Source organism: Pseudomonas sp. PS01300 (genome assembly GCF_029960155.1).
Taxonomy (GTDB): Bacteria; Pseudomonadota; Gammaproteobacteria; order Pseudomonadales; family Pseudomonadaceae; genus Aquipseudomonas; species Aquipseudomonas palmensis.
In genome coordinates this window covers 51,840-67,706 of the sequence record NZ_JASCPN010000024.1, presented here as the reverse complement: position 1 = coordinate 67,706, position 15,867 = coordinate 51,840, and the positions used below count along the sequence as shown (strand labels likewise).

At 67.2% G+C, this 15,867-nt stretch carries 14 protein-coding genes and 1 riboswitch; of the genes, 4 read left to right on the top strand and 10 right to left on the bottom strand.

Annotated features, from left to right (window positions below):
- Nucleotides 1–102 precede the first annotated feature (102 nt).
- The 5 genes from QMX96_RS13995 to glcD are packed head-to-tail and all read right to left on the bottom strand — an operon-like array spanning nucleotide 103 to nucleotide 6,527.
- Nucleotides 103–2,280, bottom strand: coding sequence for a malate synthase G (locus tag QMX96_RS13995; RefSeq protein WP_054915156.1), 2,178 nt, complete (start codon nucleotides 2,278–2,280; stop codon nucleotides 103–105).
- Between the two features lie 16 nt (nucleotides 2,281–2,296).
- Nucleotides 2,297–2,704 carry a heme-binding protein gene (locus QMX96_RS13990; protein WP_043861167.1) on the bottom strand — a complete coding sequence of 136 codons (408 nt, stop codon included), beginning with the start codon at nucleotides 2,702–2,704 and terminating at the stop codon, nucleotides 2,297–2,299.
- A gap of 4 nt (nucleotides 2,705–2,708) precedes the next feature.
- A complete protein-coding gene (gene glcF / locus QMX96_RS13985) occupies nucleotides 2,709–3,935 on the bottom strand; it encodes a glycolate oxidase subunit GlcF (protein ID WP_043861168.1) in 1,227 nt (408 codons plus the stop codon).
- Between the two features lie 13 nt (nucleotides 3,936–3,948).
- Nucleotides 3,949–5,028, bottom strand: a complete 1,080-nt coding sequence (glcE, locus tag QMX96_RS13980; protein WP_054915154.1) for a glycolate oxidase subunit GlcE — start codon at nucleotides 5,026–5,028, stop codon at nucleotides 3,949–3,951.
- Entirely contained in the window at nucleotides 5,028–6,527 is a 1,500-nt protein-coding gene (glcD, locus tag QMX96_RS13975; protein WP_043861170.1) for a glycolate oxidase subunit GlcD, read from the bottom strand. The genes glcE and glcD overlap by 1 nt, the downstream gene beginning before the upstream one ends.
- Before the next feature lie 233 nt (nucleotides 6,528–6,760).
- Here glcD and glcC point away from each other — a divergent pair, with 233 nt between their 5' ends.
- The 4 genes from glcC (at nucleotide 6,761) to QMX96_RS13955 (ending at nucleotide 10,881) form a co-directional block, all read left to right on the top strand.
- Nucleotides 6,761–7,519 carry a transcriptional regulator GlcC gene (gene glcC, locus QMX96_RS13970; protein WP_043861171.1) on the top strand — a complete coding sequence of 253 codons (759 nt, stop codon included), beginning with the start codon at nucleotides 6,761–6,763 and terminating at the stop codon, nucleotides 7,517–7,519.
- Nucleotides 7,520–7,666: 147 nt separating this feature from the next.
- A complete protein-coding gene (gene treS / locus QMX96_RS13965) occupies nucleotides 7,667–9,733 on the top strand; it encodes a maltose alpha-D-glucosyltransferase (protein WP_282361925.1) in 2,067 nt (688 codons plus the stop codon).
- Between the two features lie 187 nt (nucleotides 9,734–9,920).
- Nucleotides 9,921–10,382, top strand: a complete 462-nt coding sequence (locus QMX96_RS13960) for an Lrp/AsnC family transcriptional regulator (protein ID WP_043861187.1) — start codon at nucleotides 9,921–9,923, stop codon at nucleotides 10,380–10,382.
- Nucleotides 10,372–10,881, top strand: a complete 510-nt coding sequence (locus QMX96_RS13955; RefSeq protein WP_282361924.1) for a GNAT family N-acetyltransferase — start codon at nucleotides 10,372–10,374, stop codon at nucleotides 10,879–10,881. The genes QMX96_RS13960 and QMX96_RS13955 overlap by 11 nt, the downstream gene beginning before the upstream one ends.
- A gap of 3 nt (nucleotides 10,882–10,884) precedes the next feature.
- On the opposite strand, the gene QMX96_RS13950 is transcribed toward QMX96_RS13955, so the two are convergent.
- The 5 genes from QMX96_RS13950 to QMX96_RS13930 are packed head-to-tail and all read right to left on the bottom strand — an operon-like array spanning nucleotide 10,885 to nucleotide 15,504.
- Nucleotides 10,885–12,234, bottom strand: a complete 1,350-nt coding sequence (locus QMX96_RS13950; protein ID WP_229589348.1) for an OprD family porin — start codon at nucleotides 12,232–12,234, stop codon at nucleotides 10,885–10,887.
- Complete coding sequence (locus QMX96_RS13945; protein ID WP_058541265.1) at nucleotides 12,231–12,668, bottom strand: pseudoazurin; 438 nt, start codon at nucleotides 12,666–12,668, stop codon at nucleotides 12,231–12,233. Before QMX96_RS13945 ends, QMX96_RS13950 begins: the two co-directional genes overlap by 4 nt.
- A gap of 21 nt (nucleotides 12,669–12,689) precedes the next feature.
- Nucleotides 12,690–13,481 (bottom strand): ABC transporter ATP-binding protein, encoded by a 792-nt coding sequence (locus QMX96_RS13940; RefSeq protein WP_210015331.1) that lies wholly within the window; start codon nucleotides 13,479–13,481, stop codon nucleotides 12,690–12,692.
- Nucleotides 13,478–14,494 carry an iron ABC transporter permease gene (locus tag QMX96_RS13935; RefSeq protein ID WP_043861192.1) on the bottom strand — a complete coding sequence of 339 codons (1,017 nt, stop codon included), beginning with the start codon at nucleotides 14,492–14,494 and terminating at the stop codon, nucleotides 13,478–13,480. The genes QMX96_RS13940 and QMX96_RS13935 overlap by 4 nt, the downstream gene beginning before the upstream one ends.
- On the bottom strand, nucleotides 14,491–15,504 hold the full coding sequence (locus QMX96_RS13930; protein ID WP_058541263.1) for an ABC transporter substrate-binding protein: 1,014 nt from the start codon (nucleotides 15,502–15,504) through the stop codon (nucleotides 14,491–14,493). Before QMX96_RS13930 ends, QMX96_RS13935 begins: the two co-directional genes overlap by 4 nt.
- A gap of 145 nt (nucleotides 15,505–15,649) precedes the next feature.
- Nucleotides 15,650–15,846: riboswitch (cobalamin riboswitch) on the bottom strand.
- Nucleotides 15,847–15,867 lie beyond the last annotated feature (21 nt).

Here is a 15,867-nt window from a genome sequence, read left to right as displayed (position 1 = left end):
AACCCGACAGGTCAACAATGGGTTGCCCTTGGGGTAGTGGCCGGGGCCTTCGCCCGCAAGGCTGGTTCCTGCAGGAGCCAGCCTTGCGGGCGAAGAGGCCCGTCAGTTCGCCGCCTTGAACCTCAAGCGCCACGCATGCAGCAGCGGCTCGGTATACCCGCTCGGCTGCTCACGCCCCTTGAACACCAGGTCGCTGGCGGCCTGGAACGCCATCGAGGTGGCGAAGTCCGGCGCCATCGGGCGGTACGCCGCATCCCCGGCATTCTGCCGGTCCACCACCACCGCCATGCGTTCGAGCACCTCGCGTACCTTGGCCTCACTCACCGTGCCATGCAGCAGCCAGTTGGCAATGTGCTGGCTGGATATACGCAAGGTCGCACGGTCTTCCATCAGGCCGACGTTGTGGATGTCCGGTACCTTGGAGCACCCGACTCCTTGCTCCACCCAGCGCACCACGTAGCCGAGAATGCCCTGGCAGTTGTTCTCCAGCTCCTGCAGTTTTTCTGCATCGCTCCAGTTCGGACGCGGCGATACCGGAATGGTCAGCAGGTCGTTGAGCAGGCTGTCACGCTCGCCGGCCAGGTCGATGCGCTGCAATTCGCTCTGCACCCCCTGCACGTCCACCTGGTGGTAGTGCAGCGCATGCAGCGTGGCGGCCGTGGGCGAGGGCACCCATGCGGTGGTGGCACCGGCCTTGGGGTGGCCGATCTTCTGCACCAGCATGTCGGCCATCAGGTCGGGCATGGCCCACATGCCCTTGCCGATCTGCGCGCGCCCCTTGAGCCCGCAGGCCAGCCCCACCAGCACGTTGTTGCGCTCGTAGGCGGTGATCCACGGCGTGGACTTCATGTCGCCCTTGCGCAGCATCGGGCCGGCTTCCATGGCGCTGTGCATCTCGTCGCCGGTACGGTCGAGAAAGCCCGTGTTGATGAACACCACCCGCTCGTGCGCTGCGCCGATGCACGCCTTGAGGTTCACCGAGGTGCGCCGCTCCTCGTCCATGATGCCCATCTTCAGGGTGTTGCGCGGCAGCGCCAGCAGGTCTTCGACACGCCCGAACAGTTCGGCGGCAAACGCCACTTCGGCAGGGCCGTGCATCTTCGGCTTGACGATGTACACGCTGCCGCTGCGCGAGTTGCCGCGCCGCTGCAGGTCGTGGATGGCGATCAGGCCGGTGAGCACCGCGTCCATGATGCCCTCGGGAATCTCGGCGCCATCGCCATCGAGAATCGCCGGGTTGGTCATCAGGTGGCCGACGTTGCGCACGAACAGCAGCGAACGGCCATGCAGGGTCAGTGTTGCGCCATCGGCTGCGGTGTAGACGCGGTCCGGGTTGAGGCGGCGCACGCGGGTCTTGCCGCCCTTGCTGATCGCTTCGCTCAGGTCGCCTTTCATCAGGCCCAGCAGGTTGCGGTAGATCAGGGTCTTGTCTTCGGCATCCACCGCGGCCACCGAGTCCTCGCAGTCGAGGATGGTGCTCAGGGCGGCTTCGACCAGCACGTCCTTGACCCCGGCCGCATCGGTCTGGCCGATGGCGCTGGTGGGGTCGATCTGGATTTCCAGGTGCAGGCCGTTGTTCTTCAGCAGCACCGCGTTCGGCTGGGCGGCATCACCCTGGAAGCCGACGAATTTGGCGGGGTCTTTGAGTGTGGTGGTCAGGCCGCTGATGAGGTCGACGCGCAGTTGCCCGTCCTCGATGCGGTAGGCCTTGGCCTCGGCGTGCGAGCCGCCGGCCAGCGGTGCAGCCTGGTCCAGGGCCTTGCGCGCGAAGGCGATGACCTTCTGGCCACGGCGCGGGTTGTAGCCCTCGCCAGCCTCGGCGCCGTCGGCGTCGCTGATCGCATCGGTGCCATACAGCGCGTCATACAGCGAGCCCCAGCGTGCGTTTGCGGCGTTGAGCGCATAGCGCGCGTTCATCACCGGCACCACCAGCTGCGGGCCGGCCTGTTCGCACAGCTCGCTGTCGACGTTGGAGGTGCTCACCGCCACCTGTTCAGGCACCGGCACCAGGTAGCCGATCTCGCTCAGGAAGGCGCGGTAGGCCGGCATGTCGGCCACCGGGCCCGGGTGGGCGCGGTGCCAGGTGTCCAGCGCGGCCTGCAGGCGGTCGCGTTCGGCGAGCAGGGCGCGGTTCTTCGGCGCCAGGTCGTGCACCAGGGCGTCGAAGCCTTGCCAGAAGTTGGCCTCCGGCACACCGGTGCCGGGCAGGGCCTCGGTTTCGATGAAGTGCTGCAGGGCGCTCGCGACCTGCAGGCGTTGACGCTGAATACGGTCGTTCATGTTCGGTTGCTCCTGATCAGTCTTTAACGGCGGCAACGCCGGCCTTGGCCACCTGGGCGTCCTGTTCGGACTTGACCCCCGACACACCCACCGCGCCGACCACCTGGCCGTCGACGATCACCGGCACGCCGCCTTCGAGCGTGCCGCTGATCACCGGCACCGACAGGAACGCCGTGCGCCCGCCATTGATCATGTCTTCGTACAGCTTGGTTTCACGTCGGCCCAGCGCCGCGCTGCGGGCCTTTTCGGTGGCGATGTAGGCACTCACCGGCGCGCAGCCGTCCAGGCGCTCGAAGCCCAGCGGGTGGCCGCCGTCGTCGACCACGGCAATGCTCACGGCCCACTGGTTGGCCTGGGCCTCGGCACGGGCGGCGGCGAGAATCTGCTGCACGTCGCTCAGGGTCATTACGGGTTTGCTTTGCATGAAATCAGGCTCCTGGGTTGAGGGCTTGGTCAACGAGTTCGATCCAGTGCCGCACGGGGGTTCGCCCGGCACCGTCGAGGTGGGTCTGGCAGCCGATGTTGGCCGTGGCGATCACGTCGGGGTGGCCACTTTCCAGCGCATCGAGCTTGTTGTCGCGCAGTTGCCTGGACAGCACCGGCTGGGTCAGCGAATAGGTGCCGGCCGAACCGCAGCACAGGTGGCTGTCGGGTACCTCGGTAAGGTTGAAGCCCAGGCGTTTGAGTACGGCTTCAACTGCGCCGCCAAGTTTTTGTGCGTGCTGCAGGGTACACGGGCAGTGGAAGGCCAGGGTCTGGTCGCAGCACGCCTCGAAGCGCTCCAGCGGTTCGGCGCGGATCACTTCGACGATGTCCCGCGCCAGGGCGCTGATGCGCTCGGCCTTGGCCGCGTAGGCCGGGTCGTCGCGCAGCAGGTAGGCGTATTCCTTGACGAAGGCGCCGCAGCCGCTGGCGGTCTGCACGATGGCTTCGGCGCCGGCTTCCACGGCTGGCCACCAGGCATCGATGTTGCGCCGCGCACGTTCAAGCCCGGTGTCCTGCGCGTTGAGGTGATAGTCCACCGCGCCGCAGCAGCCGGCCTGGGCAATCGGCGTGATGCTGATGCCCAGGCGGTCGAGCACGCGCGCGGTGGCGGCGTTGGTGTTGGGCGACAGGCTGCGCTGCACGCAGCCTTCGAGCATCAGCACGCGCCGTGCATGGGTGGCCTGGGGGCGTTGCCGGGCCGGTGCCACGCTGCGTGGCAGGTGGGTCCTGAATGCCTCGGGCAGCACTGGGCGCAGCAGCTCGCCGGTACTCACCAGCGCCTGGAACAGGGCCGGGCGCGGCACCACGGCGCGCAGGCCGCTGCGCAGCAGGCGCTGGCCCAGCGGGCGGGGCACACGGGCCTCGATGGCGTCGCGACCGATGTCCAGCAGCTTGTGGTACTCCACCCCCGACGGGCAGGTGGTTTCGCAGTTGCGGCAGGTCAGGCAGCGGTCCAGGTGCTGCTGGGTCTTCTCGCTGACGGTGTCCTGCTCGAGGAATTGCTTGATCAGGTAGATGCGTCCGCGCGGGCCGTCCAGCTCGTCGCCCAGTTCCTGGTAGGTGGGGCAGGTGGCATTGCAGAAGCCGCAGTGCACGCAACTGCGCAGGATGCGTTCGGCTTCGTCGGCGTGGGGCAGGCGCTTGGCCGCTTCGCTCAGGTTGGTCTGCATGGTGGCTCCTGGGTCAGACGTCGGCGTACTGGCGGCCGGGGTTGAAGATGCCCTGAGGGTCCAGGTTGCGCTTGAGCGTCTGGTGAAACCGCAGGATCGGTGCGGCCAGCGGCTGGAACGGGCTGTCCACCACGCCCGGGGTGAAGCAGGTGGCGTGCCCGTTGGCGGCGGCGGCGAGTTGACGGATGCTGTCGGCATCGGCGCTGCTCTTGAGCCAGCGTTGCGCGCCGCCCCAGTCGATCAACTGCTCGCCCTCGATCGCCAGCGGCGCCGTCAGTGCCGGCACCGACAGGCGCCACAGCGGGCGCGGGTCGTCGAAGAACGCCAGGCGCTGTTCGCGCAGGTCGTCCCAGTAGCTGTCATCCAGCGCATCGCCGCCCAGGCGTTCGGCGGCGGCGCGTACCGAACCCTCGTTGCCTTCCAGGCGCAGGTACAGGGTGCTGCCGTCATGGCTGGCGGCGGTCAGCGGGATCGGCTGCTGGCCCCATTCGCCGAGCTTGTCCAGGGCCATCTGCAGCGGCATGGCCTGGCGCAGGCTGACCCGGCAGCGGTACTTGGGCAGCACCTTGAACGAGGCTTCGGTGATCACCCCCAGGCAGCCCAGGCTGCCGGCCAGCAGGCGCGACAGGTCGTAGCCGGCGACGTTCTTCATCACCTCGCCGCCAAAGCGCAGGTGCGTGCCCAGGCCGCTGATCATGCGCGTGCCCAGTACGAAGTCGCGTACCGAACCCGCCCATGGGCGACGCGGGCCCGACAGGCCGGCAGCGAGCATGCCGCCGACCGTGGCGTTGTCGCCAAAGCACGGCACTTCGCAGGCAAGCATCTGCCCGCCACGCTCCAGCGCGGCCTGCAGCTCGCGCAGGGGCGTGCCGGCGCGGGCGGTGATCACCAGTTCGGTGGGGTCGTAGGAGACGATGCCGGTGTGCCCGGCGAGGTCCAGTGGCTGGGCGTCGACGGGGCGCCCGTAGAAGGTCTTGCTGGCACCGCCGCGGATGAACAGCGGGGTGCGCTCGGCGATGGCCTGCTGCACGCGGGCCAGCAGGTCGGCGCTGCGGTCGCTGCCGTGGGCCGGGTCGAACAGTACGGTGCTCATCAGAAGCGCTCCAGGTCCGGGAAGGGCAGTTGGCCGTGGTGCACGTGCATGGCGCCGAATTCGGCGCAGCGGTGCAGGGTGGGGATGTTCTTGCCCGGGTTGAGCAGGCCCAGCGGGTCGAACGCAGCCTTTACCGCATGGAACAGGCTCAGCTCGTCGCTGTTGAACTGGGCGCACATCTGGTTGATCTTCTCGCGGCCTACGCCGTGCTCGCCGGTGATGCTGCCGCCGACCTTCACGCACAGCTCGAGGATCTTGCCGCCGAACGCCTCGGCGCGTTCCAGCTCGCCGGGGGTGTTGGCATCGAACAGGATCAGCGGGTGCATGTTGCCGTCGCCGGCATGGAACACGTTGGCCACGCGCAGGTTGTACTCGGCCGAGAGGTCGGCGATGGCCCCCAGCACGTGGGGCAGTTCGCGCCGGGGTATGGTGCCGTCCATGCAGTAGTAGTCGGGCGACAGCCTGCCCACGGCGGGGAAGGCGTTCTTGCGCCCGGCCCAGAAGCGCACGCGCTCGGCTTCGTCGCGGGCCAGGCGCACTTCGGTGGCACCGGCCTGTTCGAGCAGCACGCGCACGCGCTCGCAGTCGTCGTGCACGTCGGCCTCGACGCCGTCCAGTTCACACAGCAGGATGGCCTCGGCCTCTACCGGGTAACCGGCGTGGATGAAGTCTTCGGCGGCGCGAATCGCCAGGTTGTCCATCATCTCCAGGCCGCCGGGGATGATACCGGCGGCGATGATGTCGCCCACGGCGCGGCCGGCCTTTTCCACCGAGTCGAAGGCGGCCAGCAGCACCTTGGCCACCTGCGGCTTGGGCAGCAGCTTGACGGTGACTTCGGTGATGATGCCGAGCATGCCCTCGGAACCTGTGAACAGCGCCAGCAGGTCGAAGCCGGGGGCGTCCAGGGCATCGCTGCCCAGGGTCATGCGTTCGCCCTCGACGCTGAGCATCTCGACCTTGAGCACGTTGTGCACGGTCAGGCCGTACTTGAGGCAGTGCACGCCACCGGCGTTCTCGGCAACGTTGCCGCCGATCGAGCAGGCGATCTGCGAGGAGGGGTCGGGTGCGTAGTACAGCCCATGCGGCGCGGCAGCCTGGGAAATCGCCAGGTTGCGTACGCCGGGCTGTACGCGGGCAAAGCGCCCGGCCGGGTCGATTTCAAGAATCTTGTTGAAGCGCGCCATTACCAGCAGCACGCCCTTTTCCAGCGGCAGCGCGCCGCCGGACAAACCGGTGCCGGCGCCACGTGCCACCACCGGCACCTTGCGCTCGTGGCACAGGCGCAACACGCTCTGCACCTCTTCCAGATGGCGCGGCAGCACCACCAGCATCGGCGTGGTGCGGTAGGCCGAGAGGCCGTCGCACTCGTAGGGCTTGAGGTCTTCGGCGGCGTGCAGGATATCCAGGTCGGGCAGGCGGCTCTGCAGGGTGTGCAGGAACTCGGCCCGGTCGACGCTGTGCAGCGCACCATCGACGCGTTCGTCGTAGAGAATGTTCATGGGCAGGCTAACGACCCTTGTCTTGTTGTTATGGAAGCTCGATGGAACACGGCTCACTTGCATCATTGGCCGGCGACGGCTTAGTGTCTATCGCTCAAATCACTGGTCGAACCAGTTTGTTGCTGCGGTTTTTCCGGCTTTTTCATGAATATTCAATAAATACAGTTAGTTATGTATTGATCTGGCAAGGGTCCTAAAGCCCATGGTGTCTGGTCATACCAGTTGGAGGGACGATGGGCGAAGCGCTTTCAATGCAGGTGGCAGACGTGGTGTGCGAGCGCATCGAGCGGCTGATCGTCGATGGCGTGCTCAAGGTCGGCCAGGCGCTGCCGTCGGAGCGGCGCCTGACCGAAAAGCTCGGCGTGTCGCGCACGGCCCTGCGCGAAGGGCTCAAGCTGCTGCGCGCCAAGGGCATCATCGAGACTGCGCATGGCAAGGGCTCATATGTGGCGCAGTTGTCGGGGCAGGGCAGCACCTCGGCATTGATGCACCTGTTCAGTTCGCAGCCGCGCACCCTGTACGACCTGTTCGAGGTGCGCAGCCTGCTGGAAGGGGAGTCGGCACGCCTGGCGGCGCTGCGCGGCACCGAGGCGGACTTCGTGCTCATACGGCGCAGTTACGAGGCGTTGCTGGCGGCCCATGAGCAGCCACTGACGGCCTCGGAGCATGCGCACCTGGACCATGCGTTTCACCTGGCGATCTGCGAGGCCTCGCACAACCCGGTGCTGGTGCAGACGCTGCGCTCGCTGACCGACCTGCTGTTGAACTCGGTGTTCGCCTCGGTGAACAACCTGTACCACCGCGATGTGCAGAAGCGCCAGATCGACCGCCAGCATGCGCGGCTGTACAACGCCGTGACCGGGCGAATGCCGGAACAGGCGCGCAAGGCGGCGATTGCGCATATCCAGGGCATCTGCGCGAACCTCAAGGAGATCGAGGAGGAGGAGCAGCGGCTGGTGCGGGCGACGTTGCGGCTGGAGGGGTGGGTTTGAGGGCGTGTGGGCCGGGGTAGGCGCGCCGTGCGGCGGAGCTCTGCGACATATGCCCGCTGGTCGCAGCAAAAAATGCGAACGATTGCAGTCAAACCCACTCACACCTTGAGGGCACGACCCCACGCCCCCCGTCGAAGGAGCAAGCGTATGACCCAGCGAGGCCAGGACACCATCGAATGGCTGCAAGGCCAGTCCATGCTGCAAGCCGCCCGCGACCGCGCCCGGCTGTATGCAGGGCAGGCGCGCATGTGGCTGCACCCTTACGCCGAGGCCCGCGCCCGCGACGCCAGTGCCATCGCCTCGGTGTGGCTGACGGTGTACCCGGCCTCGATCATCGTCGAGGAGGGCGGTTCGGTGTTGCAGGCGCTGGCCCATGAGCAGCTGTGGCAGGCGCTGTCGGAGCTGGGCATCCAGGGCGTGCACACCGGGCCGTTGAAGCGCTCGGGCGGCATCACCCAGCGCGAGTTCACCCCCAGCGTGGACGGCAACTTCGACCGCATCAGCTTCGACATCGACCCGCGCTACGGCAGCGAGGCCGAGCTGGTGCACCTGAGCAAGGTGGCCTCGGCGCACAACGCGGTGACCATCGACGACTCGATCCCGGCGCACACCGGCAAGGGCGCCGATTTTCGCCTGGCCGAGATGGCCTACGGCGACTATCCCGGGCTGTACCACATGATCGAGATCCGCGAAGCCGACTGGGGCCTGCTGCCCGAGGTGCCGGCCGGGCGCGATGCGGCCAACCTCACGCCGGCCATGTGCGACGAGCTCAAGGCCCGCCACTACATCGTTGGCCAGTTGCAGCGGGTGATCTTCTTCGAACCCGGCATCAAGGAAACCGACTGGAGCGCCACGCCGCCGGTACTCGGGGTCGACGGCAAGCTGCGACGCTGGGTGTACCTGCACTACTTCAAGGAGGGCCAGCCATCGCTGAACTGGCTCGACCCAAGCTTTGCCGCGCAGCAGCTGATCATCGGCGACGCCCTGCACGCCATCGACGTGCTCGGCGCCCGTGGCCTGCGTCTGGATGCCAATGGCTTTCTCGGCGTGGAGCGGCGCGCCGAAGGGCCGGCCTGGTCGGAGAGCCACCCGCTGTCGGTCACCGGCAACCAGCTGCTGGGCGGCATGATCCGCAAGGCCGGTGGTTTCAGCTTCCAGGAACTGAACCTGACCCTGGACGACATCGCCAACATGTCCCACGGCGGCGCCGACCTGTCCTACGACTTCGTCACGCGCCCGGCCTACCAGCACGCGCTGCTGACCGGCGACACCGAGTTTTTGCGCCTGATGCTGCACCAGATGCATGCGTTCAAGATCGACCCGGCCTCGTTGATCCATGCCCTGCAGAACCACGATGAACTGACCCTGGAGCTGGTGCATTTCTGGACCCTGCACGCCAACGACAGCTACTTGTACAAGGGCCAGACCTTCCCCGGCAACATCCTGCGCGAGCATATCCGCAGCGAGATGTACGAGGGCCTGGCGGGCGAGCACGCACCGTACAACCTCAAGTTCGTGACCAATGGAGTGTCGTGCACCACGGTCAGCATCATCACTGCCGCGCTGGGCATTCGCGACCTGGGCAGCATCGACGCCGAGCAGCTGGCGCTGATCCAGACGGTGCACCTGCTGCTGGCCATGTACAACGCCATGCAGCCGGGGGTGTTTGCGCTGTCGGGCTGGGACCTGGTCGGCGCCTTGCCGCTGGAGCCCGAGCAGGTGGAGGGGCTGATGGGTGACGGCGACACCCGCTGGATTCATCGCGGCGCCTATGACCTGGCCGACCTGGACGTGGAGGCGCAGCTCTCGGCCGAAGGCCTGCCGCGTGCGCGTTCGCTGTATGGCAGCCTGGCCAGCCAGTTGCAGCAGCCCGACAGTTTTGCCAGCAGCCTGAAACGCATGCTCGCTGTGCGCCAGGCCTATGCGATTGCGGCGAGCCGGCAGATCCTGATCCCCGAGGTGGCCAACCCGGCCTTGCTGCTGATGGTGCACGAGCTGCCGGCAGGCAAGGGCATCCAGATCACCGCACTCAACTTCGGTGCCGAGCCACTGAGCGAAACCCTGCATCTGCCGGATGTAAGCCCCGGCGCGGTGGTGGACATGATCAACGAACGGCTGGAGGGCGAGCTGAGCGAAGCGGGGGAGATGACCATCAATCTGGATGGCTATGAGGGCCTTTCGCTGCGCATCGTGAGCAGTGTGGCGACGCTGTAGGCGTTTGCATGCGGTAACGTTTTTACAGGCCCGGGGTTTCGTGTCTGACGGTTCGCCGGCCCCTTCGCTGGCAAGGCCAGCTCCTGCAAGGGGCGGCCACCGTCACCGCACTGCTGCCTGCCCCGTGACACACCCCGCCCACCTGATGGAAAATGCCCGACGCCTCTCCCCACCAAAAGGCTTCTGCATGGACAAGCTGGACCGGGCAATACTCGACCTTCTGCAAACCGACTGCACCCGTGCGGTGGGCGATATCGCCGAGCAGATCGGCCTGGGCACCACCGCCTGCTGGCGGCGCATCCAGAAGCTCGAAGAGGCCGGCATCATCCGCGGCCGCGTGGCCCTGCTCGACGGCAAGAAGCTCAATGTCGGCGTGGTGGTGTTCGTCTCGATCAAGACCACCCAGCACAACGCCGACTGGCTGGCCGGCTTTCATGCCGCCGTGGCCGGTATCGACGAAGTGCTGGAGGTGTACCGCATGGCCGGCGATACCGACTATCTGCTGCGCGTGGTGGTGCCGGACGTGGCCGCCTACGACGCGGTGTACAAGCAGTTGATCCGCATTCCGGGCCTGTCCGACATCAGCTCCAGCTTCTCCATGGAGCAGATCAAGTACTCCACCCGCCTGCCGCTGCGCTATGCGCCCTGAGCCGATCACGCTGCACCAGGCCGGCGCCGACGACAGGCAGGCTGCCGTAGCATTCGTGATGCAGGCCCGCGCCGCGCTGTTCCCCAAGCTCGCCGCCACCGGGATGCCGGCAGACCTGCAGCAGTTCGAACAGGTCTACCTGCACGGCGCGGGGCGTTTCCTTCTGGCCCGCTGCAATGGCCAGATCGTCGCGGCCATCGGCTACCTGCCTTACGACCACCGCTTCCGCCAGCTCGACTACCGTGGGCAGAAGGTGGTGGAAGTGGTGCGCCTGTTCGTGTTGCCGGCCTATCGCCGCAGCGGGCTGGCCGGTGAGTTGTACCGCGCGTTGCGTGAGCTGGCGCTGCAGGACCAGGTGCAGGTGCTGTACCTGCACACCCATCCGTTTCTGCCAGGCGCCATTGGTTTCTGGCAAAAACATGGCTTCGAGATCATCGATGTGGAAGCCGACCCGGTGTGGCAGACCACCCACATGCAATATCGCCTGCCCGCCGGCTGAACCTCAGAAGCGCCCGTTGAGCGGGTATTCCACCGCCAAACGGATCTGGTCGGCATCCAGCTCGGCCTGGGCAGTGTTGCCCCGGTGCACGTTGTGCCGCAGCGACACGGTGGTGCCCTTGGCCACGCCGCCCTGCACCACGTAGCGCGCCTCCAGGTCGCGCTCCCAGTGCTTGCCGCCTTCGCCGTAGCCCAGGTACGCATAGCCGCCACGCGGGTCGACGTGGCTGCCATCGATGCGGCTGCCGCGCACATACGCCGCACTCAGCACCAGCCCGGGCAGGCCCCACGGGGTCATCGCCAGGTCGTAACGGGCCTGCCACGACTGCTCGTTGGGGGCGTTGAAGTCCGACAATTGCACGGCGTTGCTGATGAAGATCGCGCCACGGGTCACATAGTCGAACGGTGTGTCGCCATCGACCTTCTGGTAGCCCAGGCTGAAGCTGTGCGGGCCCTGGGCGTAGGTCGAGAGCAGGCTCCAGGTGGTGTTGTCGATCTGCCCGGACAACGCCCTGCCGGTGTCGGTGGTGCGGTACAGGTTGAGGTTGAAGGTGAGCGAGCGATTGGCGTCCAGTGCATGGCTGAAGGTGCCGCCCAGGTAGTGCTGGTTCCAGGTATCTTCGTAGCGCGAGGTGTACAGGCTGGCGCTGAGGCTCGGGCTTGCGCTGTAGACCACCCCGGCCAGGTCGAAGGCATCGCCCTTTGCTGCGTTGGAGTAGTTCACCACGAACCCCTGGTCATGGCTGCTGGCGTTGCGGTCGGTGCTCTCGGTGAAGTGCCCGCCTACCAGTTTCACCCCTTCGAACTCGTTGCTGGTGACCAGCACCCCGGTGGCGGTTTCGGGCAGCAGGCGGCTGTCGGACGAGCTGAACACCGGGGTCTTGACCCGCTGTTCGCCATACGACAGCACGGTGGAGGAGGCCCGAAGCTTGACCGCCGCGCCGCCGCGGCTGAATTCGTTCTTGGGGTGGCCGTGGTTGTCCAGCCCCAGCAGGCGCGCCTTGCCGGCGCGTCCGCCGCCGCTGTCCAGTTGCACGCCGAGGTAGGCATGGGCATCCACGCCCACGCCGATCAGGCCCTGGGTGAAGCCCGACTGCAACGTGCCCATCAGGCCATAGGCCCATTCCTCGGCATAACCGTTGCGCTCGGCACGGGGCTTGTAGGCATTGCGTGCGCCGCTGTTGCGCGCGCCGTGGCGGTATTCGCGGTTGTCGTACACGCTGCGGTTGAGCAGGCTCCAGGTGCTGTCTTCGACCAGGCCGTTGGCCTGCTCCTGGGCCGATTCGGCCAGCACCAGGGGCGCCGGCCCGGCCAATGCCAGCAGCAGGGCCGAACGGGTGCGCAGTGCGATCATTGTGCGGCCTCGCGTTGCAGCAGGGCGGCAAGACGATCTGCTGCACGCCTGGGCAAGGTGCTCGGCAGGCTCGGTGGCGTGGCGGCGGGCTCACCGACCTGGATCAGCATCACCATGCCCATCGACAGGTGCGGGATGCACTGGATGCCGTACAGGCCCGGCACGTTGAAGGTCTGCTCGATTTGCTGGTTGATCCTGCCCTTGAACGCCTCGGCGCCTTCGGGCAGCAGGCCGGGCAGCGAGGCGGCATTGTGCCCGCTCTGGGTGGCGATGAACTTCACCGAATCGCCGGGGGCGATGCGCAGGTAGTCCGGCTCGTACACCATGCTGCCGGTCGCACCACGGTTGAGCATTTTCACTTCGTGCACCTCGGCCGATACCGAAGGGGCGAGCAGGGCGCTGGCGAGCAGCAGGGGCAAGGCGGCAAGGCGCATGGGCGGGCTATCCATTTCAGGTCAAGAGGAACGAACGCGCAGGATCTGCGCGCCGTCGAAGGGGTCGGTCAGGTAGTGCGCCTGCACCCCGAAGGTGGCCTGCAGGCGTTGCGGGGTCAGCACCTGCAACGGCGGGCCAACATCCACCAGGCGCCCGCGCTCGAGCACGGCCAGGCGATCGCAGGTGAGGGCCTGGTTGAGGTCGTGCAGGGCGATCAGGGTGGTCACCGGCAGCGCCTGAACCAGGCGCAGAATGCCCAGCTGGTGCTGGATGTCGAGGTGGTTGGTCGGCTCGTCGAGCAACAGCAGCTGCGGGCGTTGCGCCAGGGCCCGGGCGATGTGCACGCGCTGGCGCTCGCCACCGGAGAGGCTGCGCCAGCTGCGTGTTGCCAGGTGGGTGGCATCCACGTCGGCCAGGGCCTGCTGCACGATGGCGTGATCGTCTGCCGACCAGGGGCGCAACGCCGACAACCACGGCGTGCGGCCCAGGGCTACGGCATCGAACACGTTGATCGCATCGCTGGTGTCGGCCTGTTGCTCGACCACTGCCAACCGCCGCGCCACCTCGCGGCGTGGCAGCTGCCTGAGCGCGTTGCTGCCCAGCTGCACCTCGCCGCAGGTGGGCGTGCGCAGCCCGGCCAGCAGCTTGAGCAGGGTGGACTTGCCCGAGCCGTTGGGGCCGACGATACCCAGGGTCTCGCCACGGCGCACCTCAAGGTCGACCGCGTCCAGCAGCACGGCATCGCGCACCTTCAAACCCAGGCCGGTGCAGCGCAGTGCAGCTTCATCCAGCGGGTGGGTGACAGCGTTCATCGGGCGCTCCTGCGGCCAATCAGTATCAATGCGAACACCGGTGCGCCGACCAGCGCCGTGATCACCCCCACCGGAATCACCTGGCCCTTGATCAGGGTGCGCGAGAGCACGTCGGCGGCAATCAGGAACAGCGCGCCACCCAGCGCGCTGGCCGGCAGCAGGCGCGCATGGGGGGTACCGAACAGCAGCCGCATCGCATGCGGAATCACCAGCCCGACAAAGCCGATGGCGCCGACGATCGACACCATCACTGCCGTCACCAGCGCCGCGCAGCTGATCAGCAGCACCTGCACGCGGCGTACCGGGATGCCCAGCGAGGCAGCCGAGTCGCTGCCGAAGGTGAAGGCGTCCAGCGCCCGCCGATGCCACACGCACACCGCAAGGCCGGCCAGCGCCACCGGCACCGCCAGCCACACCGACGGCCAGCGCACGCCACTGAGGTTGCCCAGCAGCCAGAACAGGATGCCGCGCGCCTGCTCGGCACTGGCCGACCGGGTGATCAGAAAGGCGGTGAGCGCGTTGAACAGCTGCGAGCCGGCGATCCCGGCGAGGATGATCTGCCCCGTGCTGTTGGACGGCCCGCTGGCACGGGCCAGCAGCGCCACCAGCGCGAAGGCCGCGATGGCCCCGACGAAGGCGCCCAGCGACAGCGTGATCGCCCCCGCGCCCAGCCCCAGCAGCGCCACCAGCACCGCGCCGGTGGAGGCGCCGGCCGAGATGCCGAGCAGGTACGGGTCGGCCAGCGGGTTGCGCAGCAGCGACTGCAGTACCACCCCGCAGGTGGCCAGCCCCGCGCCGCAGGCGGCGGCCACCAGCGCACGGGTCAGGCGATAGTTCCACACGATGCCTTCATCGATCGGGTCCAGCAGGTGCCCGGCGGCCCACAGCTTGTTGGCCAGCACCTGCAGCACCACCGAGGGGGCGATCGGCGTTTCGCCAATCGCCACCCCTGCCAGTATCGCCAGCAGCAGGGCCAGGCACGCGAGCAGGCCACGCACAACGCTGCCTGTCATGGCGCCAGGTCGAAGCCGTTGATGGCCGAGGCCAGGGTCTCCATGCCGCTGAACAGGCGCGTGCTGGCCTGCATGGCATGTGCATCGAGAATCACGATGCGGTTGTGTCTGACCGCGTCCATGTTGCGCGTGACCGGGTCGCTGCGCAGGAATTCGAGTTTCTTCTGGTAGTCATCGGCCGGGAAGCGACGACGGTCCATGCGCGCGATCACCAGGAAGGTGGGGTTGGCCTTGGCGATGGTTTCCCAGCCCACGGTCGGCCATTCCTCATCGGACTGCACCACGTTGCGCACGCCCAGGGTCTGCAGCATGTAGTCGGGGATACCCTTGCGCCCGGCCACGTAAGGGTCGATGTCCAGGTCTGCGCTGGAGAACCAGAACAGGGCGCTGGTGTCCTTCAGATCCTTGCCTTTCACGGTGGCGGCAGCCTTGGCCAGGCGTGCCTTGAGCTCGCTGTTCAACCGCTCGCCACGCGCCTGCACGTCGAAGATCTCGGCCAGCTGGCTGATGCTGTTGTAGATGCTGTCGATGCGAAACGGCTCCAGGCGGGTGCCGTCGGCGCCGACCAGGTTGTCCTTGCCCTCGCAGTCGGACGGCATCAGGTAGGTGGGGATGTTCAGCTCATGGAACTGCTCGCGGGTGCCGACCACGCCCTGCGGGCCGACCATCCACTCCAGCTGCACCGCCACCAGTTGCGGGCGCTTGCCGATCACCGCCTCGAAGCTGGGGTCGTTGTCGGCCAGGCGCTCGACCTTGTCGTTCTGCACCTTGTACTGCGCCAGCACATCGTTGAACCACAGCGAGGTGCCGACCAGCCTGTCGCCCAGGCCCAGTGCGTAGAACATCTCGGTGCCGGCCTGGCCGATGGTCACGGCGCTGTCGGGCGCGTGCTGGAAGGTCAGCGGCATGCCGCAGTTCTGCAGCGTGAGCGGGTAGTGGGTCGGGGCGGCCTGGGCCAGGGTCGACAGACCCAGGCCCGCGAGCAGGGTGACAAGGCGGGGCAACTGCATGATGCGATCTCCATTCGAACCGTACACGGGCAGGGGTGTACAACCTGGAAACACATCGACAGGCGCTGCCGCGCGGGCAGGGCAAGGCCGTTCGGCGCGCGGGGCGCTCGCGGCACAGATGTACTCCCCGGACACCCCGCCGGTTAGTGATTGTTGCTGTGCCGGCAGGTCTCCTGACTGGTGCGTCGTCACCTGGCTCCGGCCTTCCCGGGGGTCACCCAGTGGCATTTCAGGAGCAGGCTCGGCACTTACAGTTGCGGGGGCAGTTCCGTTTGACGCCATGCAGTGGCGTCTCGGATTCCCTATTGATTCCGTGTGGAAACCGGCGGGCGGCATGGTAGTCGATCACGCCGCCCGCAGGGA

Bases quoted from the DNA above. Each gene is read 5' to 3' on its own strand.
- QMX96_RS13940 (WP_210015331.1), bottom strand. From the start codon at position 13,481: ATGAACGCTGTCACCCACCCGCTGGATGAAGCTGCACTGCGCTGCACC.
- glcD (WP_043861170.1), bottom strand. From the start codon at position 6,527: ATGAACATTCTCTACGACGAACGCGTCGATGGTGCGCTGCACAGCGTC.
- QMX96_RS13960 (WP_043861187.1), top strand. From the start codon at position 9,921: ATGGACAAGCTGGACCGGGCAATACTCGACCTTCTGCAAACCGACTGC.
- QMX96_RS13995 (WP_054915156.1), bottom strand. From the start codon at position 2,280: ATGAACGACCGTATTCAGCGTCAACGCCTGCAGGTCGCGAGCGCCCTG.
- glcF (WP_043861168.1), bottom strand. From the start codon at position 3,935: ATGCAGACCAACCTGAGCGAAGCGGCCAAGCGCCTGCCCCACGCCGAC.
- QMX96_RS13935 (WP_043861192.1), bottom strand. From the start codon at position 14,494: ATGACAGGCAGCGTTGTGCGTGGCCTGCTCGCGTGCCTGGCCCTGCTG.
- QMX96_RS13945 (WP_058541265.1), bottom strand. From the start codon at position 12,668: ATGCGCCTTGCCGCCTTGCCCCTGCTGCTCGCCAGCGCCCTGCTCGCC.
- QMX96_RS13950 (WP_229589348.1), bottom strand. From the start codon at position 12,234: ATGATCGCACTGCGCACCCGTTCGGCCCTGCTGCTGGCATTGGCCGGG.
- glcC (WP_043861171.1), top strand. From the start codon at position 6,761: ATGGGCGAAGCGCTTTCAATGCAGGTGGCAGACGTGGTGTGCGAGCGC.
- QMX96_RS13930 (WP_058541263.1), bottom strand. From the start codon at position 15,504: ATGCAGTTGCCCCGCCTTGTCACCCTGCTCGCGGGCCTGGGTCTGTCG.
- treS (WP_282361925.1), top strand. From the start codon at position 7,667: ATGACCCAGCGAGGCCAGGACACCATCGAATGGCTGCAAGGCCAGTCC.
- QMX96_RS13955 (WP_282361924.1), top strand. From the start codon at position 10,372: ATGCGCCCTGAGCCGATCACGCTGCACCAGGCCGGCGCCGACGACAGG.
- QMX96_RS13990 (WP_043861167.1), bottom strand. From the start codon at position 2,704: ATGCAAAGCAAACCCGTAATGACCCTGAGCGACGTGCAGCAGATTCTC.
- glcE (WP_054915154.1), bottom strand. From the start codon at position 5,028: ATGAGCACCGTACTGTTCGACCCGGCCCACGGCAGCGACCGCAGCGCC.